12 protein-coding genes and 1 tRNA gene are annotated in these 18,987 nt (G+C 64.4%); 3 read left to right on the top strand and 10 right to left on the bottom strand.

Annotated elements, in window-relative coordinates:
* Window positions 1–52: 52 nt before the first annotated feature.
* The 4 genes from FJ430_RS20850 to rpiA all read right to left on the bottom strand — a co-directional run bounded on the left by FJ430_RS20850 (window position 53) and on the right by rpiA (window position 4,062).
* On the bottom strand, window positions 53–1,213 hold the full coding sequence (locus FJ430_RS20850; protein WP_140708963.1) for a serine hydrolase domain-containing protein: 1,161 nt from the start codon (window positions 1,211–1,213) through the stop codon (window positions 53–55).
* 26 nt (window positions 1,214–1,239) lie between these two features.
* Window positions 1,240–2,628 carry a glutathione-disulfide reductase gene (gor, locus tag FJ430_RS20845; protein ID WP_140708966.1) on the bottom strand — a complete coding sequence of 463 codons (1,389 nt, stop codon included), beginning with the start codon at window positions 2,626–2,628 and terminating at the stop codon, window positions 1,240–1,242.
* Between the two features lie 117 nt (window positions 2,629–2,745).
* Window positions 2,746–3,345, bottom strand: coding sequence for a DUF2059 domain-containing protein (locus FJ430_RS20840; RefSeq protein ID WP_140708968.1), 600 nt, complete (start codon window positions 3,343–3,345; stop codon window positions 2,746–2,748).
* Window positions 3,346–3,366: 21 nt separating this feature from the next.
* Entirely contained in the window at window positions 3,367–4,062 is a 696-nt protein-coding gene (rpiA, locus tag FJ430_RS20835; protein WP_140642559.1) for a ribose-5-phosphate isomerase RpiA, read from the bottom strand.
* A gap of 160 nt (window positions 4,063–4,222) precedes the next feature.
* Between rpiA and FJ430_RS20830 the strand changes: the two genes are divergently transcribed.
* On the top strand, window positions 4,223–4,903 hold the full coding sequence (locus FJ430_RS20830; RefSeq protein ID WP_140708970.1) for a phosphoglycolate phosphatase: 681 nt from the start codon (window positions 4,223–4,225) through the stop codon (window positions 4,901–4,903).
* 68 nt (window positions 4,904–4,971) lie between these two features.
* On the opposite strand, the gene FJ430_RS20825 is transcribed toward FJ430_RS20830, so the two are convergent.
* The 4 genes from FJ430_RS20825 to FJ430_RS20810 form a co-directional block, all read right to left on the bottom strand.
* Window positions 4,972–5,046, bottom strand: a tRNA-Val gene (locus tag FJ430_RS20825).
* Between the two features lie 111 nt (window positions 5,047–5,157).
* Window positions 5,158–5,328: a hypothetical protein gene (locus FJ430_RS20820; RefSeq protein WP_181164840.1), complete on the bottom strand. Its 171-nt coding sequence runs from the start codon at window positions 5,326–5,328 to the stop codon at window positions 5,158–5,160.
* 135 nt (window positions 5,329–5,463) lie between these two features.
* A complete protein-coding gene (locus FJ430_RS20815) occupies window positions 5,464–6,987 on the bottom strand; it encodes an MBL fold metallo-hydrolase (RefSeq protein WP_140708972.1) in 1,524 nt (507 codons plus the stop codon).
* Window positions 6,980–10,480, bottom strand: a complete 3,501-nt coding sequence (locus tag FJ430_RS20810; RefSeq protein WP_226891813.1) for a S8 family serine peptidase — start codon at window positions 10,478–10,480, stop codon at window positions 6,980–6,982. Before FJ430_RS20810 ends, FJ430_RS20815 begins: the two co-directional genes overlap by 8 nt.
* A gap of 766 nt (window positions 10,481–11,246) precedes the next feature.
* Here FJ430_RS20810 and FJ430_RS20805 point away from each other — a divergent pair.
* Window positions 11,247–11,930 carry a Crp/Fnr family transcriptional regulator gene (locus FJ430_RS20805; RefSeq protein WP_140642978.1) on the top strand — a complete coding sequence of 228 codons (684 nt, stop codon included), beginning with the start codon at window positions 11,247–11,249 and terminating at the stop codon, window positions 11,928–11,930.
* 103 nt (window positions 11,931–12,033) lie between these two features.
* Here the strand turns inward: FJ430_RS20805 and FJ430_RS20800 are convergent, their stop codons facing one another.
* On the bottom strand, window positions 12,034–16,260 hold the full coding sequence (locus FJ430_RS20800; RefSeq protein ID WP_140708976.1) for a cytochrome P450: 4,227 nt from the start codon (window positions 16,258–16,260) through the stop codon (window positions 12,034–12,036).
* A 117-nt stretch (window positions 16,261–16,377) separates the two neighbouring features.
* A complete protein-coding gene (locus FJ430_RS20795; RefSeq protein WP_140657843.1) occupies window positions 16,378–18,159 on the bottom strand; it encodes an adenylate/guanylate cyclase domain-containing protein in 1,782 nt (593 codons plus the stop codon).
* 416 nt (window positions 18,160–18,575) lie between these two features.
* On the opposite strand from FJ430_RS20795, the gene FJ430_RS20790 reads away from it, so the two are divergent.
* A complete protein-coding gene (locus FJ430_RS20790) occupies window positions 18,576–18,833 on the top strand; it encodes a PepSY domain-containing protein (RefSeq protein ID WP_140657845.1) in 258 nt (85 codons plus the stop codon).
* The last annotated feature ends 154 nt before the right edge of the window (window positions 18,834–18,987 follow it).

The raw sequence follows: 18,987 nt of genomic DNA, 5'->3' as shown, positions 1-18,987 counted from the left end.
AGGCCTGAAAACTTTACCGCCGCCGGTATTTATCGGCGGCGGGTTGTCTCCGTCATCCGGCCTGGCGGCCGTAGATCGCGTCACGCATCGCGTCCGGGAAGGCGCCCATCATGCCGGCGATCGCCGTGTTGGTGAGCGCCACCACCGTCAGCTCGAGCGCCGGGTCGACGAACCAGGAATGGCCGTAGACGCCGCCCCATCGCCAGGTGCCCGGAGTCTGCGGCGTTGCGGCCGCGACCGGGTCGCGCAACACGCCAAATCCCAGACCCCAGCCCCAGCCTGGCATGGTCGTCTCCAGACCTGCGATCGCATCCCTGGTCATTGCCGCCGCCGTCTCGGGGCGGATGACCGTCCCGTCTCCGCGCCGCAGCGCTTCGAGCAGCTTCAGGACATCGCCGGCCGTTCCGTTCATGCCGGTGCCGCCGGATGCGAAGGAGGCAGGATCGAAAATGCGCCCGGGCGTGAACGAGATGGCGCCATCGCCGAAAGGCACGAGATGATGCTCGCCCATGGCGACTGCCCCGCCGGGGCCGTCCGCGTAAGGCGTCACTAGCCGGGCCCGGTCACGGACGGCAAAAGCCGTGTCGCTCATACCGAGAGGCCTGGCGACCAGACGCTCGGCAAGGTCCGGCAAGGTCTCGCCCGTGGCTCTCGCCATCGCCTCGCCCAGGACGTCCATCGCCACCGAATAGCCCCAGCCCGCGCCCGGCGCGAAGGACAGCGGCACCGACGCGATGCGGCGGAGGTTCTCGGTCATGGAAAGGCCCGGCTGGTCGAGGCCATCCGAGATACCGGCCCGTTGATAGGGACCGCCGGCGGGCTGGCGAAAGCCGTAATCGAGGCCGGCCGTGTGGGTGAGCAAATGCCGGATGGTCAAGGCGGGTTCGCTGCCGTCGGCAAGCTTCGGTCGGAACTCGGGTATGAATTTCGTCACCGGATCGGCAAGATCGATCACGCCGGCCTCGACCAAGGCAAGCGCCGCGGTGGCGACGACCGGCTTGGTCACCGAGGCCAGGCGGAAGATCGCGTCCTGTCGCATCGGTTTGTTCGCCTCGCGGTCGGCGACGCCGGCTGCGCGGCCATAAAGGATCTCGCCGCGCCGGGCGACGAGAACGACCGCGCCGACGATACGGCGCTCCTCGATCGCGCCATCCACGACCTGATCGACGCGCCGGGCGAAATTGCGGTCCAGCGGCGCGGCGGTGGCGGACATCGCAGGCTCCCTGAAACCCTGAAATGTCAGACGCGTTCGCCGTTCTTCACGCGATAGGTCGGCTTGTACATCGTCACCAGTTCCTCGGCCGCCGTCGGATGCACGGCCATGGTGCGGTCGAAATCGTCCTTGGTCAGGCCTGCCTTCAGCGGAATGCCGAGAAGCTGCGCCATCTCGCCGGCATCGGGGCCTAGAATATGGGCGCCGATCACCTTCCTTGACGCGCCGTCGACCACCAGCTTCATCAGCATCTTCTCGTCGCGGCCGGACAGCGTGTGCCGCATCGGACGGAACGATGCGCGATAAATCTCGACATCGGGATAGCGCTTGATCGCGTCGTCCTCCGACAGGCCGACGGTGCCGATCTCCGGCTGCGAGAACACCGCGGTCGGTATGGTGTCGTGATCCGGCGCGGTCGGGTTGTCCTTGAAGGCCGTCTCGACGAAGCACATCGCCTCGTGGATGGCGACCGGCGTCAGTTGCACGCGATGAGTGACGTCGCCGATCGCCCAGATGTTGTCGACATTGGTGCGCGAATATTGGTCGACCACGATCGCGCCCGTCTTGCTGAGTTCGATACCGACGCCCTCCAGGCCCATATTCTCGGTATTGGGAATACGCCCGATCGCCAGCATGACCTGATCAACCGTCAGGGTTTGGCCAGAAGACAGCAGCACGTCGAGCCGGCCCTCCGAGGTCTTGCGCACCCATTCCGAAACGGTGGGGCAGAGGATCCTGATGCCTTTTTTCTCCATTGTCTCATGCAGCGAGCGGCGCAAATCCATGTCGAAGCGGCTCAGGATCTCCTGGCCGCGATAGACCAGCGTGGTGTCGACGCCCAGGCCATGGAAGATGTTGGCGAATTCGACGGCGATGTAGCCGCCGCCCTCGATCATGATCGTCTTCGGCAGCTCCTTGAGATCGAAGGCCTCGTTGGAGAAGATGCAGTATTCGTGGCCTGACAGCGCCGGATGCGGTGCAGGCCGGCCGCCGGTCGCGATCAGGATCTGGTCGGCGCTGACCGTGCGGTCCTCGGCAACCAGATAAATGCTGTGCTGGTCGACGAGCACTGCACGCGAATGAAAGGTCTCGCCGCCGGAGCCCTCGACATTCCTCTTGTAGATCGCCTCGAGCCGCGCGATCTCCTTGTCCTTGTTGGCGACCAGCGTCTGCCAGTCGAAGCTTGCCTCGGGCACCGTCCAGCCATAGCCGGCGGCGTCGGCGAAATGCTCGGGAAATTGTGAGGCATAGACATAGAGCTTCTTCGGCACGCAGCCGCGGATGACGCAGGTGCCGCCGAAGCGGTACTCCTCCGCGACGGCGACGCGCTTGCCGAGAGCCGCCGCCACCCGGGCCGCCCTCACCCCGCCGGAGCCGCCGCCGATGACGAACAGATCATAGTCATAACCGGCCATCGCCTGGGCTCCTGCGGATGAGAAAGACGGGTCACAGGTAGGCCGCAAAGCGGCAAAAGAAAAGCCCGGGCAAACCCGGGCTTTGTGGTCCAGCCGCCGTCGGCGGATTGACTGGGATCAGTTCTGCGAGTCGTCCGCCGGGGCCGAATTGTCCGCCGGAGCGGAACCGTCGGCGGGCACGGTGGCGTCCGGAGCCGGTGCTGCCGGCGCCGCGGCCTTGGCGGCGGCGGCGATCGTTTCGCCGACCTGCTGGGCGAGGTCGCGGGCGACGCCATTCTGCCAAATGTCGGCGGCCTTCACGAGGTCGCGCGTCACCGCGGGACCGCTGTCCAGCAGCTTCTTGCCGGCTTCCGAGCTGTAGAAGGTGGCGATGTCGTTGAGCTCCTGCTCGGAAAACACCTTGGCATAGGCAAGTGCTGCTTCTTTTTCGAGATCGGCGCGGCGCGAAGCGAGGCTGAGCGCTTTCTCGGCCACGGTCTTGCCGATCAGCTCCTGCATGTCGGGGTTCTTCTGGATGAGCTGCGCCTCGAGCGCGCCGGCCGCCTGCGGCAGGATGTTGTCGAACGTGTCCGTGGCATGGATCGCCGCGACGGCCGCGCGCGCCGCCTTCAGATGCGATTCGCTGACATCCTGCGCAAACACCGGCGAAGACAGCGCAAGGGCGGCCGAGGCCGCCAGAAGCATCGAAAAGCGGCGAACTCGTTTAGGCAACATCATGGTCGATAGAACTCCCTGGTTTCAGGCTGCATGGACGGTTTCGATACCGTCGCCGCCGGCGATGATGGCCGTTGACGCCAGCCCGATGAATAGACCGTGCTCGACAACGCCTGGAATGGCGAAGAGAGCATTCGACAGCGCTCTTGTATCCGGAATGCGGCCAAAAGATGCATCGAGGATAAAGTGGCCGCCGTCTGTAACAAATGGCTGGCCCCCCGTCATCCTCAATGTAACCGGGCCGGAAAGGCCGAGCTCTGCCGCGGCGGCTCGAACCGCGATCTCGGTGGCGCGCAGGCCGAATTTGTTGACCTCGATCGGCAGCGGGAACCGGCCGAGCGTCCCGACCATCTTGGATTTGTCGGCGATGACGATCATGCGATCGGACGCCGCCGCGACGATTTTCTCGCGCAGTAGTGCGCCGCCGCCACCCTTGATCAGGGTCAGGTCCGGATCGACCTCGTCGGCGCCGTCGATGGTGAGGTCGAGTTCCGGCGTTTCTTCCAGTGTAGACAGCGGCACGCCGAGTTCGCGGCAGAGCGCCGCGGTGCGCTCGGAAGTCGGCACGCCAATGACCTTGAGGCCGGTCGCAACCTTCTCGGCCAGCAGCCGCACGAATTCTTCCGCCGTGGTGCCGGTGCCGATGCCGAGGCGCATGCCGTCGCCGACATGGGCGAGCGCGGCCCGCGCGGCTTCGACCTTCAACTGCCTTGCATCCATGGGGAGCCCCGATTTCGCCGGTTTCGCGCGCCTCCTAGCATTTTTGCCTGTCCCGTCAAAGGGCCGCTCTCAAAGGCTCTGTGGACCGATCGAGGCTTCTTGCTTGAACCAGGCCCAACCTGTATCGGCTGCGGCAATTCAATCGCTACAGGAACGCGCCATGCCGAGCCCGATCATCGTCTTCGACCTGGATGGAACGCTGGTCGATACGGCGCCGGACCTGCTCGACAGCCTCAATCACAGCCTGGCGGCAAGCGACCTCGCCGCTGTCGACGAAGCCGGTTTCCGGCGCTTCGTCGGCCATGGCGGGCGCGTCATGATCGAACGCGCGCATGCCGCGCAGAACAAGGCGCTGGTGGCGGAAGAGCACGACCGGCTGCTGAACCTGTTCCTCGACCATTACACGCTGAACATTCCCGGCAAATCCCGCCCCTATCCTGGCGTCGTTGCCGCGCTCGATCGTTTCCAGGCCGCCGGCTATCTGATGGCGGTCTGCACCAACAAATACGAGGCCAATTCCGTGGCGCTGATCGGCGCGCTCGGGCTTGCCAAGTATTTTGCCGCGATCTGCGGCCAGGACACTTTCGCCTTCCGCAAGCCTGACCCGCGCCATCTCACCGAGACGATCCGGCTGGCCGGCGGCGATGTGGAGAACGCCTTGATGATCGGCGATTCGCAAACCGACATCGACACCGCCAAGGCGGCCGGCATTCCGGTGGTCGCGGTCGATTTCGGCTACACCGACCGCCATGTGCGCGAATTCGAGCCCACACTGGTGATCTCGCATTTCGACACGCTGACGCCGGACCTGGCCGAGCGGCTGATCGCGGCAGCGCGCTGAGCTGGCTCCCCAGTGCAATTGTCGAAGAATTCGTCGGGCCATTCATCCAACATTATCAAGCTGTTGGATGGTGGGCGATGCAGGGATTGAACCTGCGACCCCACCCGTGTGAAGGGTGTGCTCTCCCGCTGAGCTAATCGCCCGCTCTTTGCCCGAAGGCCGAAGCGAGCCGCGATATAAGGTAGGCAAGCTCTCGAAGTCAAGGCGATGTGCCGACGATCTTCGAACGACTGTCGAGCCGAACCGGTTAGGCTCTAAATCAACCCTCTGCGCACATTCATGCGCGTCACGGCCGTCACCAGAATGGCGCCGGTCATGAAATAGAGCGTGGCGATGATGTGGCCTTGGTGGAAATGCAGCCCGGCAAACAAAAGGGCCGTGACCACGGCAAGGAAGGCGATGACGCGTGAGAATGCATCGGGCATGGGGCGACCTTGTGCAATGTGTTGAGTGGCCGCCCTCACTCAGCCGTTCGCTCCATAGAGCGGTTTTTGATTTTTCGCAATCGGCCTTGAAGCCGGACTGATCGGCGCCTGCCGCGCGGCGGCGCTCCGGTGGTCCTAGACCAGTTCCACCTCGACCCACAGTCCGCCTGGTCCGCGTGCCGCATCGCGCGGCAGACTGCGCACCGCCTGGATCGAGCCGGACGGCGCGGCAAAAGCCGGCTTTCCGTTCTTGTCGGCCAGCCATGGATCGTCGGCGCGGATGACGCGGCCCTTTGTCTTTGTCTCGAGCGCGGTCAGGATGCCGTCATAGGGCATCTCGCCCCAATGCACTTTCAAGGCATCGTTCTTGTTGGTGGGGATGAAAGCCGACAGGTCGCTGCTCGTCAGAAGGTCAAAACCCTGTTTCTGGGGCGTGGCGTTCTGGCTTCCGTGATGCGCGACCTTGAGATAGACGGTGTGCGCCAGAAGATCGGCTGATGTGACGGTGCCCTGCCCCACTGGCCATTTCAGATCCTTCCAGCTCAGCCAGTTGCCGATCTGGGCGTCGCCGGGGAACAGGAGAACCCGGCCGCTGTCGATGAACTCGAAGGCCAGCACCAGGCTGGTGTTGTTGACGCCGCGGTCGAGCTGCAGGGCAAGGTCGGCGGCGATCCCCATCCAGTCGGCGTCGATGCGCCGCCAGGACTGGTCGCGGTCTTCCATGGATGCAGCAGCCGAAACCGGCCCGGAATAATGCTTGCGGACGAAGGTGGCGACATCGACGGCCGGGTCGCTGCCCTTGTCGCCGTTGAGCGCCGCGGAAAGCGGCGCGCCGACATTGCGCTCGAACGGACTGAGCTCGTCGACATAATTAGCGTCTGCCGCCTCGTTCATCTTGAGGCCGCTGGCCAGCGCTCGCGCAAACGGGCCGCCGCTGGCCAGCGGGAACATCTCGCTCGCCTTCTCCTCCAGACGCAGGGCCGCCTTGTCGCGCGGCGGGCCCAACACATAGACGCGAAGGTTGGGCAATGCGTCGATCGATACCGGCGACCCGCCGGGCTCGAAATAGGTCGGCGACGGTTTCTGCGACAGCTTTGCCGCCGCGTCGCGGGCCGAACGCACCCGCTCCCCGGCGGCGCCGAACTGGAAGCCAAGCACGGACTGCAGGCCGTCGCGAACGCCGGCCATGTAGGAACTGAGCCCTTGCATCCCATCGAGCTTCTGGCCCACGCCCTGCAGCGCGGCGATTGCCTGGCCCTTGAACTTATCGAGCTCCGCGGCCTCCGCGTCGGTAGGATTTTCGGTCCAGGCCATCCAGACGTCGCCGACGACAAAATCCTTGAAGAGGTCCTTGGCGGTCAGGAAGCCGGAAACATGGTCCCAGTGTTCGTGCGTGACGACGAGGATGTCGATCTTGCCGCCGGTCTCCTTCCTGATGTCGGCGACGATGTCGGCGACCAGCGCCGAGCCACTCTTGATCGAGACATGAATGCCGCAATCGATGAGAATGCGGAACGGCCTACCGTCCGGCTTCTTGAACGTCAGCAAGTGGCAGTCGCCGATGCCCTGGCAGTAATGCCTGACGGTGATGCCCGATGCCGGCGTCGCCGCGGGAGCCGATTTTGCCGGCCTTGTCCTCGTCACCGGCTTTCTAGACATGGTCGTCGTCTCCGTCACTGGCATGCAGCAAGGCAAAGGGCTCTGACACTTCGCCGCCGAAATAGAGCGCTCTGAGCGGCGACAGATAATTGGCGGCCATCGTCCCGGCCTGGCGCTTCTGCCGGTCCGCGCTGCCGGTGTTCTTGATGATCGAGTAGCGGATTTCCTCGAAGCCATCGCGCGGATCAATGATGATGGTGGCGCCGCCGCGGAACCAGAAGAAGCCTTCGCCCATGGCCATGCCTTGCGGCATCGCCGTACCGTCGAGCGCGACCGGAATCCGCTGCTGGATGACCGCCACGACCTCGACGCGGAACGAGCCGTCCGGCTCGACGCGGCGCGTCGGGCGCACGCTGTAGATGTCGAAGGTCGTCTCGCCTTTCTTCGGCGCGTGCATGACCGTCCCGTCCTCATTGTAGCGCGGCAGATCTGGCAGCAGGCCGAACTGCTTGTAGAGGTCTGGGTTGGAGGCGAAGGTCTCGCGCATCGCCTTCCACAGCGTGTAGCGGTTCTTGTCGTTGAGCGCGAAGATCTCAGCCCGCTTCAATTTCTGGTTCCAGCCGAGGTCGATCCTGCTGAGCAACCCCTTGAGCCAGGCCGGCGACGGATCCTCCGGCGCGCTCCAGGCGAGCGTCTCTTCCGAGATGGTGCGCACGTCGCGCGGCAAGAGCTTCCATTTGCGGAACGATTCCAGGAAAGCCAGACGGTAGTGCAGCGGATCGTCCGGATAGGCGTCGCGGTCGGCGGTGATCAGCGCGCGCAGATATTCGCCGAAGGTGATGTCGACCGAAGGGCAATAGTCGAGCGCGCGGATGCACATGGTCAGCATCTGCCTGGCGGTCTTGGCGACCTCGTCGGTCAGGCGTTCGACCAGGCTCGGATGCAAGGTTCCGGCCGGCAGGATGCCGGAGCCGCCGGTGGCAAGCTGGATCAGGTCGTCCGTCCGCCGGTCGGCGATCGCCAGGAAGGCCTGGTAGACGGCGAAGACCAGGATCGAGCCGCGGTCGTGCGCCTCGAAGGTCTTGTCGTAGTCGAGATCGGCCATGCCGGCGCCGCCATACTCGCGCAACGGCCCGGCCCGGCCGCTGCCCTCGCCGAACTGCTTGGCGATACCGGAAAGCAGCGAGGCGGCCGACAATTCGCCCCTCGCCTTGCCGATCTCGAAGCTGACCAGTTCCTTCAGCGTGAAATGCTGGAACAGCGCGACGATGTCGGCGAAGGCCTCGTGGAAGGCCGGCACGTCCGGGTTGGACGCTTCCTGGAAGCGGCGGTGCAGCCCGTCGAGCAGCGCATGCGACATCTCATGCGCGACGATGTCGCTGGACAGGCACGAAAACACCGTCGTTCCGGGCGTGGTGACGTCGCCCTCGTTGCTGATCGCCGGGAAATAGCCGAACAGCAGCGCCTTCTTTTCCGGGCTGTAATAGGCATTCTCGGCGCGCAACGCATGCGGATAGATGCGCAGGCGCGGCACGTAATGCGCCTTCACAGTCATGTCGCCGGTCCGGCCGGGAGCCTCGGCATAATGCGGCGCCCACAACGCCCGCCGGCCAAGCGCGCGCTCGAAATGGCCGATCGTGGTCATGGCGACGGCGTAGACCATCTGCTGGTGGAATTTCGGATTGCCCTCCGAAGGCGGCAGGCCGTCCTGCGCCAGAAGCACCTTGTCGTTGAGGTCTACCGGATCGTAGACGCGGTCGGACGCGGGGTCGACATCGACCACCTCGAGATATTCGCCGATCGGCCCCGGCAGCAAAGGCCTGTCCGTCGCCGGTTCGTCGTCCCACGGCACGGAAAGCATCGCCTGATAGACCGAAACCGAATCCAGCCGTTTCGCCACCGAAGGATCGAGCGCGTAGATGCGCAGGCGCCGTTGCGGCGGCGGCAGCGGCCGCGGCTTTCGCTTGATGGCCGGCGCGGGGCCCATGACCGGCGCCGGAACCGCCGCGCTGGCGCCCGGCCGTCCGAGCAAACCTTCCAGAAACGCCTTCAGCGGCTTCGACGGGTTGCCCTGGTCGAGCGCCGCTTCGAGATATCGGTTGCGCGCCGCGGCCGAAATATTGCCCGGATCGCCGTCCGGGTCGGCGATCGCCTGTTCGATTGTCGCCGCAGCTTGCGCCATCTGCGTCAGTTCCAGCGCAAACATCATTCGCTGCCGAAGCGTCGCCGGCGGTGGCGCCGCCAACGAATTCCCGCCGGTCAAAAGGTCGAGCCAGCTCCATGTGTAGGTGGCTCGAGCGAGCTTCGTCAGGCTGTTCGCCGCCGGCGGCGGGAAGCCCAGCGCGTCGAAGGCCCGCAAGACACCCTGCCCGATCTTCTCCTTCGTCTCCGCCGCATTCATCTTGGCCGTCGATTTCAAGGCCTTCGCGAACAACGCCTTGCGGACCGCCTCGATCCGCATCCATGGCTGGGGATAATTCTTCACCACGTCCCAATGCTCGGCCAGCCACAGAGCGGCTGCGGCAGCGACCTGGGGGGTGGCGGCCGAGGTGCCGTTGCCGTCCATGTCGACCACCTTGCGGCAATCGATTTCGGCCCAGGGCACGTTCGGCGTGTAGGCTCCCAGCGCCGTGCTCATCTTCGAAGGCGGCCCGTAATTGCCTTGCATGGTGCCGAAGGCGAGCCCGGCATAGGCGCGTCCGTCGCTCATCACGCCGCAGGCCGCAAGCACCCGGTTGTAGCGCGCGGGATAGACGATGCTGCGTGGCGTGATGGTGAAATTGTTGCCGGCCGCCGTGACCATGACCACGCCGTGGTCGTAGGCAAGGTTGACGGCATCCACCAGAGCCTGCGAGGCGAGGCCACCCATGCTCATCGACAATACTTGCGCGCCCTGCTGGCGCGCATAGTCGATGCCTGCCACCATGGTGCCGGTGGTCAGCCGCACCACCCAGTCTGCGATGCGCACCGGCAGGATCTTCGCCAGTGGCGCGCCGCCGACGAAGTCGGTGAAGCCCGGCCAGTGCGGCGACGTGCCGTCGAGCTTGTTGCCGGCCAGCAGGCTGAGTGTGCCGGTTCCATGGCCGCGATTGCTGGTCAGCGTGCCGGCCGGAGCGTGGTCCGTCGCGTTGTTCGGGCCGTTCCCGTCGTCGACGAAATTGCGCTGCTGGGCTGTAAGAAGTCCTGCTGGAAGGGTTTCGTGACCGGGATCGAAACCGGTATCGAGATGGGCGATGGTGATGTTGGCCTGCTTGGCGCCGACGCTTTCGCGCGCGGCCTTGAACTGGCTGAAGTCCGGCGCGGCATTCCATGCGACCCGGCCTGACACCGTCGCTTGTCCACCGCTCGGATCCTGATCGTCGAAAGTACATGTCGGAGCCGCGCTTGCCGCCATGCCGCGATCGCCGGCGCTGTTCCTGTAATCCCATTGCTGCATGATATCGGGCTCGACCGCGAGCACCTCGCTCCCTGCGGCGGCCAGCGCCGGAGTCCGGGCGACAAGATCGTGAGCGTGGTCCCAGGGATTGTCTGCTTCGGCGGCATCCGTGGCCAAGCGGAGCCAGGTGGCGCCGCGGTCCGCGGCCGCGGCCGTACCGGCGCTTACAGCGCCAGGCGGGAGAGTAAGGATCGGCTCGGCTTCGATCCCGCCAATCCGCGGCGGCCCGCCTCGCACCGAGAGCCCCGCGCCGTCGCCACGAACCTTTACAAGGAGTCCCTTCGCGGCTGCCACGGCGTCCCTCCCCCAAGATGAACCATGGCGCCGACCGTCCGCTACAGTCAAGCCAAGATTCCAGCCACGCTTCGACTGATCTCTTTGCCGACTAGGCAATCATGCCGGCTGCAAGGCAAAGATTGATCCAAGCGTGAACCATGGATTCCAAAATAACCATCGGTCCGCCCGGCGCGCATATCTGTGAGCACCTTCACATACTTCGGACAGGGCTTGCGCTCGGATGTTGCAACGGCGGCATCGACGGCGCTAGCTGACTGCGGCGTCCGAAGCTGCTGCCGGATTGCGATTTGGATGCGGTTATCGAGGAAATTTCGAGCACCTAGCCATTTTCAGGTTTGCTGTCTGCGCGCATGGGCACCTCCCACCCAAGCGCGCGGACGGCGTTTCCAAGGATCGGCCCGCAACCGCCAGTGCGCCCGGTCTCCTTACAGTTTGCCGGCTTATCCGATTTCGGCGCGTCAGGCGTGACTTTGGTCTTCCGTCCGTCACCCCGAGAATGCGGCAAGCCACCACAGAAGGAGACGACGCTTTGATCGAGCACGCACTTATCCTACAATTTCCGTCTAACGAGAGGCGGAAGCGTATGATGGCTACAAATGGCGCGGACGACAGGAACCTGCCGCGCCTGGCGCGCATCGACCCGCGCCAGTTCGACCTGCTGTTCGGCGGCTGCAAGCTGGAGCGCTATGCGGCCGGCCAGCATTTGTTCGTCCAGGAGGATGCGTCCGACCGCATCTATGGCGTGATGAGCGGCACCGTCGAGATTTCGATCTATTCGCCCGGCGGGCAAAAGCTGGTGGCCAATATCGAGCTGTCGCGCAGCCTCGTAGGAGAGATCGGGGCGCTGGACGGGCGCCCGCGCACGGCAACCGCCATCTGCCTCACCCCCTGCGAGCTGGTTTCGCTGAGCCGGACACAACTCTTTGACCGCATTGAGAAAAACCCGCCCCTTGCCCGCGCGATGATCGAATTGCTGTGCACGCGGCTGCGCTGGGTGAGCGGCGAGCTGGGCGACCAGGCTTTTTTCGGCATCGAGGCCAGGCTGGCAAAGCGGCTGGTGTTCCTGAGCGGCGTCATGGCGGACAGCGCCGGCTGGATTCCGATTTCGCAGTCGGAGCTCGGCGAATTCCTCGGCGCGACGCGCGAATCCGTCAACAAGACGCTGAACGACTGGCGCAGCCGGCAGATGATCGCCATCAAGCGCGGTGGCTTGCGCATCACCAACGCCGCCGCGCTGAACCACATCGCCGATTCGCAGGACGACGACTGAGCAGTCTGGCTCGGCGGTTTCGCCGTAGCTGGCTCGGCGGTTTCGCCATGGCTCCGTCGATTCGTCGCATCCGAGAAACGACGAACAGCTTTCAGCGCACCGGTCAGAGCCGCGAGACCAGATAGCGCAGCGCCGACCGGCTCGGCATGAAGAAATAGCCGCCGCCCTTTGTCGTGACGAACTGCGGCACCTCCTTGAGCACGGTGACCTTTTCCCAGGAAGGGATCGAGAACCGGCCGCCGCCGCCCCGTGCGCCGATCGTCGGATCCGTCTCGCCGACAAGGCCCTGGAACGAGTTCGACGAGACCCAGGTCTGCTGGATGAACTCGTATTGACGTTCGATATCCGCGTTGAGGCACATGAAGAGCAGGCCCTTCTCGGTCTTTCCGCCCCTGTCCTTCTTCTCGTAGGTGCGGCCGACGCGCAGGATGCGGTGGCGCTTGCCGATCCTGATCTGCGTCTCGCGGTCCTCGCCGAGCGAATCGCGCGGGTTGGACCGGCGTATGTGCGAGCCGAGCGGACAGGCATGTCCTTGCGGGTCCTCGGCGCCGAGCGCGAAATCATTGTCGATGCCGCGGCCCGGGCGACCATTCGGATTGCGCACCAGCGAGCTGCCGTCCTGCCAGCGGCCGAGCATCTTTGCCGCCACCCAGCGCTGATCGATGGCGGGGTCGCCGGTCTCATCGGCAGCCTGCGTCGCGGCTTTCCTGCAATAATCGTCAAACAATTCGACATGCTGCTCGAATTGGCGCACGACGAGGAAGGTGCCGTTGCGGCCGAAATCGCGCGGCGGAGGTGGTTGCCCCGGTATCTGACGGTTGCGCCGCACCTGCGACAGGATGCCGGTGCGATCCAGCGCCGCCTCCACCGACGGCGAAGCCGGATAGAAGCCATGCTCGTCGCGATAGCCGAACAGGAACTCGCCGGGCGCCAGCAGATGCATGGGCGCCGCTCCTTTGGCAGCGCGCTGCGTGCCCCGGACGATCGGTTGCGAGACGCCATCGACGAAGCCGAAATGTTCGACCGCCCGCTTGCCATCGCGTCGCACCATCAGCGGCAGTTCGGCGGCCACGGACATCCCTGCGCCTGTCGTCTGTCGCTTCATGGCCGCGATTTCCGCCTTCAACGCGGCCGGCGTCCCGGCATAGCAGACGATGACGACGTCGACGGGCTTGGCGGACGACCCCCACTGCCATTTGTCGGGTGCGTCGGGACCGGTGTCGTTGAGAATGCGGCTGCGCTCGGGCGTTCCCATGCCTTGCCGGAAGGCGACAGGAAACGTGTCCAGCGGCTCGTCGTCGACGCCACCTTCCAGTCCGAGCCGGCGCAGCCCGTTGGGGCCGAACGCCACGGTCATGGCGCGGCCGGCCGGCACGCCGTCGCCGAAACTGGTTCTGTCGATGACGGAATCGAGCCACGCCTTGCGCTTCGGTGCTGGCAATCCTTCCGGCACCTGGATCGCAAGCATATGCGCGTGGCCGAGCGCGCCGAAGGGTCCGAAGAAGATGGATTGGATTTCCCCGGATTCCAGCTCTTCGAGCGGCGCGGATGCCGGTTCAGGCAGGCTGGTCGCGTCCGCCGGCCGTGCTTGCGGGCGCGGCAGCGAACCGAACAGGCTCAGCCAGTCGCGCGCCTCGTTGCCGGTGGCCGATGCGATGCCGCGCCTGATCCTGGAGTTGATGCGGATGCGCGGTGTGTTGAGGTGCGGATAGGCGCTGTACCAGAACAGCGTCGGCACCTGCTGGCGCCGCGCCCAGCGCTTGAAACGATCGCCGTCGCGCGCGCCGTCCAGGAACAGCCAGCGCGTGCGCGGATAGCCTTCGGTGTTGCTCCAAACGCCGGTCAGACCGGCTGAGGCCTTGGCAATGAAATCCTCCAGATAACTTTCCCAGCTGCCACCGTAATTGGAGAAGAACACCAGCCTGTCGGTGCCGGGCAGCAGCACCCAGCGGGCGAAATGAATGGTGTTGATGGTGGCGAGGAAGCCCGGCCGGAACACTTTCTGCGCCGATATCGAGATCAGATAGAAGGAGAGCCGCAGCGCCAGCCGCCGCAAGATGCCCGGCTTCATCGTCGAGATCGCCGTCAGGTTGTTCTGCGCGCAGTGGTCCTCATTGGCGAGGATCTTTTCCAGCGCGCCGATGTCGACGGGCGTGTTCGCCGGCCGGTCCTTGTCCTCCAGCCGCCGCAACGCCAGGAAGCAAAGGACCACGAACAGAGCCAGAATAGCCAGCAGACCGAGCACCGTAAGCAGAAGCGCGGCGCCGGCGATCGCGATGTTGGCAAAGGTGACGCCATGCGGGTTTCCGAACACCAGCACATAGGTCATGCGCCAAAAGGCTAGAACGACGATCGCGATAGTGACGAACATCGCCGGCGTCAGCAGCGTCGTCGTCAGCGCGCACGCCCAGTGACCCGGCGGTCTTTCCAGCAGGCTTTCGGCGGGCTCGAACGCCCAGCCGAATTGCCCGAGGCAGCGGACATGCCGGCGCGCTTCGGCGAGCACATCCATCGCATTGCCGGCGCCCGCGCGCGGCTTTTCGGCGATCTCGCGCACGCTGTCGGCGAGCCGCGCCTCGGCAAGGATGCGGCGCACGGAATGGCCGGGCGTGCCGGAGAAAACGAGCCCCGCGGCGCTGCCGAACGACGGCGATATCTCTATGTGGTTCCCCTTCAGGAAATCCTCCAGCGAGCCGCCGTCCGGCAGGCCGCAGACATCCCTGAAGATCGGCCGCAGCCGGTGCCCGATCGATTGCGCGATGGCGGTTATGACATCGTCGGTGCTGCCGTCGCCGGAGATTTCGAACACCAGCGCGCCGGCCTCCATCCCCGTCTTTTCATCCTTGCCGGTGGGAGCGACGGCCAGGCTGGTGAAATGTATGGTGCCGACCTTGTCGAGCGCGTCGCGCAGCTCGCCGATCGCGGGATTGCCAAGGTCGGCGACCTTGTCGCGCACCGCATCGAGCGGCATGGAGCGGGTGATCGGGCAGACAACCGTCACCATCGACTGGTCGGCGGTGCGGCAAAGCGGCGAGCGCTCGAAGTCGACCTTGAGGCTTGCCGGATAGGCGCCGACATTGGCCATCTTGCCGGCCCTGCCCCGCGCGCGGGCGAGCTTCGGTTTGCTGAACAGGGCGCGGATGCATTCGCCGATCTGGATGCGGGCGATTTCGGCGCCGATGCACAGATGGATGCCGTAACCGAAAACCATGTAATCGCGATGCGGGCGCGACGTATCGAACTCGTTCGGCCGCTGCACGATCTCCGGATCGAACATCGCCGAAAGCGTCGCCGGCATCACCACCGTTCCGGCCTTGACCAGCCGCTCGCGGCGCGTGCCCTTGCCGATGATTGCGTCACGTCTTGTATAGCGCCATGGCCCGATCCAGATCGGTTTGAACCGCATGGCTTCCATGATCGCCCGGTCGAGTTTGCCGGTATCGCCGGCGGCAATTGCCTGATCGACGGCTTGCCGTGCGTCCGTTCGCGACAGGATCACATCCAGGCAATTGCTGCCGGCAAGCACGTTCGTCGGCACGAAGCCTGCGACCATGCCGAGCATGATGGAATGAATGTCGGGCAATGACAGGCGCCCTTGGTCCATCAGCGCGACGAGGCGGGCAAGCGGCCGGTCGTCCTTGCCCGCTCTTTCCCTGACCACGGCAATCGAGCGGTCTATGATTTTGATCAGCCGATCGCCGCCGACCACAGCAAGCTGGCGCGTGGCGGGATTTGCCGTCGGGTCCGAAAAGAACAGCGCGCTGAGCGCGATCGACCAGTCGGCGAACTCGGTTTCGTCGTCGATCTCAAGGCCGAAATAATCGCGACAGATACGCACCGGCAAGATCTTCATCAATCCGGCGATGGCATCGAAGCCGGGACTGGCGCGGGTCATGATGTCGCGCGGATGGCGCTCGGCGATCGGCCTGACGGCGGCTTCGACCTCCGCCGGCGGGAAAGCGCTCAGCACCGCCGATTTCATCTGCCGGTACGCGGCGCCGTCCTGCATGCCTAGAATGAAATTCGAGCCGCGGGCGAGTTCGGCCATTTCCGGGCCGTAAGGCGTTTCGAACTCGTCGCCCCGCTCCAATATGTCGCGAACATCCGCGCCCTTGGTAACGAGCAGGAAATTGCCGAAGCCGAGATTCGGCCAGAAACGGCGCAGCAGCGCCAGCAGCCAGCGCGGATCGCCAAGAAGAAAACCGACGATGCGGGAAGCAAAGCCGCTCTTGGAACGCAGCCGATTGATGTCGAACGGTGGCATTTCGGCGAGCGGACGCTGGCTCTTCTGAGCGGCGCGGACGGCGGCGAAGTACTTCAAAGTGATCATCGCGTTCAAGCCCCCCGGCCATCCACGTCAATGCGATGCCGGCATTGTCTGGCCTAGGTTTGCATCGGTCCGGCGTATGTGAATTCGATCACAGTCATTTGTTGTCGGCCCCGGCGATCATGCGGCGGACTTGGCCCGATCGAAATTGCCGATCAGGAAATTGTTCTTGGCCGGGTCCACGAACGGTATCCAGCGTATCCTCTGCTCGGAAAAATCGGGATGCCTGGTCATGAAAATCGCAAGCTCATGCGCCGCCTCGTCGCGCCGCCCGCTTCTCATCAGGGCGCCTATCTTCAGGAACCTCGCGTAGAAGTAACTTGGCGACAGGTTGAGCGAGCGCTCGGCGTTGGCGATCGCGGCCTCCCAGTCCTCGACGAAGCAATAGGCCGCGGCCAGTTCTCCCAGATTGTGGAAGCGATAGAGGTCGAACGGGCTCAACCGCTCGGTATCGAGGAAGAACGGTATCGCGCCGGTCGCATCGCCAAGCAGAAGGTATGCGCTGCCCATGGCCGAGCGGGCGAAGGCGAAGCTCGGATTGATGTGGATCGCTTCGGCAAGATGCTCGGCCGCCAACGCCGGAAGGCCGCGCATGATGTCGGCCGCGCCGAGATAGGCATGCGGACGCGCGTCGAGGCTGTCCATCAGAAGCGCCTTGCGCGCAAGCGTCTCGACTTTCTCCAGATCGTCGCTGTCGCCGAAACGCAGCCAGGCCCGCCAGAAATACCACCATGCGAGCTCATTGAGCACGGCGCTCGAGTTCGGATCTTCCTGGTAGGCCTTGTCGAAGAAGTCGAGCGCGATTTCGGTATCGCGACGTGTCCGCCTGTTCATGTGCCAACGGCCGCGCCTGACCAGTTGCCAGGTTTCGAGGCTTTCCCACGGCACCTGGAACGTGCGTGCCTGCTCGGCGCGGTCGACCTCCTTGTCGAGGATGGAAACGATCTCGCTGCCGATCTGGTCGCGCAGGCTGAAGATATCGACGAGGTCGCGGTCGAAGCGTTGCGACCAGACCAGGCGCCCGTTCGAGGTGTCGGTGAGCGACGCGTTGAGACGAATCTGCCTGTCGGAGCGCGCCAGCGTACCGCTGACGATGTAGCGGGCGCCCAGCGCGTTGCCGATGAGCCTCGTGCCGAGGCTGTCGTCGCGAAACTGGAAGCTCGAGCCCTTGGCGATGACAGAGAGCCAGCGCGTGTTGGAAAGACCGTAGATGATGTCCTCGGCGATACCGTCGGCCATATAGCCGACATCGGGTTCGCTTCCGTTGCCCTGGAACGGCAGCACGGCGATTGCCGGGGGCCCCTTGGCGATCGGCCTGGAATGACTGGGCGTGGTGGGAATGGAAGCGAAGGACGCCGTCGCGACAGGGCCGTTGCCGCCGCGACCGGCGATCAGGACCTGCACCGGCAGGGCAATGTTCTTCAGGCTGAACTCGCCGAGATCGGTGAAGACCGCCGCCGTCTTGTCCTTCACGTGATGCCACGTCGTCGCCGAGATGGCGACGCCGTCATGCGGCGCGAATTCCTGAAGGCGGGCTGCGATATTGACGTCGTCGCCGTAAAGACGGCCCTCCCGGACGATGACGTCGCCGGTGTTGATCCCGGCGCGAAACGGCATGCGCATGTCCTCGGCGACTGCCGTATTCAGCGCCACGATCCGGGCCTGGAAATCGAAGGCCGCGCGCAACGCTTCGATCGGGTTGCCGAATTCGGCCATGATGCTGTCGCCGGCATCGCCGAACGTGCGCCCGCCAAATGCGCCGCAACTGCCAGCGATGATGTCGCGCCTTTCCTCGAAGGCGGCGACAGCCGACTCGTCGTCGATGCCCATAAGCCTCGAGAATCCCACGGCGTCGATCGAAATGATTGTCGCAAGCTGACGGGTATAATTCCGTTCAGCCATGATCGAGCCCCCAGTCCCCGTTTCAGTCCAGAACAGGTGACCTGCGCTCAAAAAAACGCGTCGCCGTCTGCCGACGGAAATCCTCGGCAGGCCCGGCGCACTGTTGCCACCCTGTTATGACCGGAATTCTATCAGGATCTTGCCGAAAGCTCTACCACGAACGGCTAATATGACGAATTCACCGTCCGGGGCATGGTTAGTCGTTCGTTACGTCAGGAGACACATCCGAACCGCGACTTTACCATTTGAAATTATTATATTTTCTCCGCCGAACAATACTGACCCTGTTTCCGCCGGCAAGGATCGGTCACATCGAGGCATGCGCTGCAAAAACCCGCTATTGCGGCGCTGCGGAACCAACCCGCCTGCGTGCGAGTTTCTGACGGCACTTACGCCGACGAGATTTGAGGGCTCTCATGCGCACTGTTGTTTTAGCAACCTGTATCGCTTTCCTGCTTGTCAGTGGACAAGCCTTCGCAGCAGACGACCAGCCGCTGCCGCCGCAAAATGCAAAGAAATTGTCCGAGATTGTCGCCAAGGTCGAGCACCGCACCGACTTCCGCTATGTGAAGGAGGTCGATTGGGATAGCGACGGCTACACCGTCACCTACTACACCACCGACAAGGCCAAGGTCCAAATCACCTACGATCCTGTGACCGGCGAACCCAAATAGGCCTCGTTCGGTTGCCTGCCTCCGCCATTTCGCGGTGCTTGCGTTCGGCATAGACTTGATCGTCGAAACAAGCCGGACCGGGGGACAGACATGCGGCTTCACATCTGCGCTAACGCCCTGCTGGTAGCCGCATCGATGCTTGGGACATCGGGCC

Origin of the sequence: Mesorhizobium sp. B2-8-5 (genome assembly GCF_006440675.2) — a bacterium.
GTDB lineage: Bacteria > Pseudomonadota > Alphaproteobacteria > Rhizobiales > Rhizobiaceae > Mesorhizobium.
Note: the sequence above shows the minus strand (reverse complement) of the source record. Positions and strands in the feature narration are given on the sequence as shown.

Coding starts and splice junctions, on each gene's coding strand:
- FJ430_RS20850 (WP_140708963.1), bottom strand. CDS start 1,213: ATGTCCGCCACCGCCGCGCCGCTGGACCGCAATTTCGCCCGGCGCGTC.
- gor (WP_140708966.1), bottom strand. CDS start 2,628: ATGGCCGGTTATGACTATGATCTGTTCGTCATCGGCGGCGGCTCCGGC.
- FJ430_RS20840 (WP_140708968.1), bottom strand. CDS start 3,345: ATGATGTTGCCTAAACGAGTTCGCCGCTTTTCGATGCTTCTGGCGGCC.
- rpiA (WP_140642559.1), bottom strand. CDS start 4,062: ATGGATGCAAGGCAGTTGAAGGTCGAAGCCGCGCGGGCCGCGCTCGCC.
- FJ430_RS20830 (WP_140708970.1), top strand. CDS start 4,223: ATGCCGAGCCCGATCATCGTCTTCGACCTGGATGGAACGCTGGTCGAT.
- FJ430_RS20820 (WP_181164840.1), bottom strand. CDS start 5,328: ATGCCCGATGCATTCTCACGCGTCATCGCCTTCCTTGCCGTGGTCACG.
- FJ430_RS20815 (WP_140708972.1), bottom strand. CDS start 6,987: ATGTCTAGAAAGCCGGTGACGAGGACAAGGCCGGCAAAATCGGCTCCC.
- FJ430_RS20805 (WP_140642978.1), top strand. CDS start 11,247: ATGGCTACAAATGGCGCGGACGACAGGAACCTGCCGCGCCTGGCGCGC.
- FJ430_RS20800 (WP_140708976.1), bottom strand. CDS start 16,260: ATGATCACTTTGAAGTACTTCGCCGCCGTCCGCGCCGCTCAGAAGAGC.
- FJ430_RS20795 (WP_140657843.1), bottom strand. CDS start 18,159: ATGGCTGAACGGAATTATACCCGTCAGCTTGCGACAATCATTTCGATC.
- FJ430_RS20790 (WP_140657845.1), top strand. CDS start 18,576: ATGCGCACTGTTGTTTTAGCAACCTGTATCGCTTTCCTGCTTGTCAGT.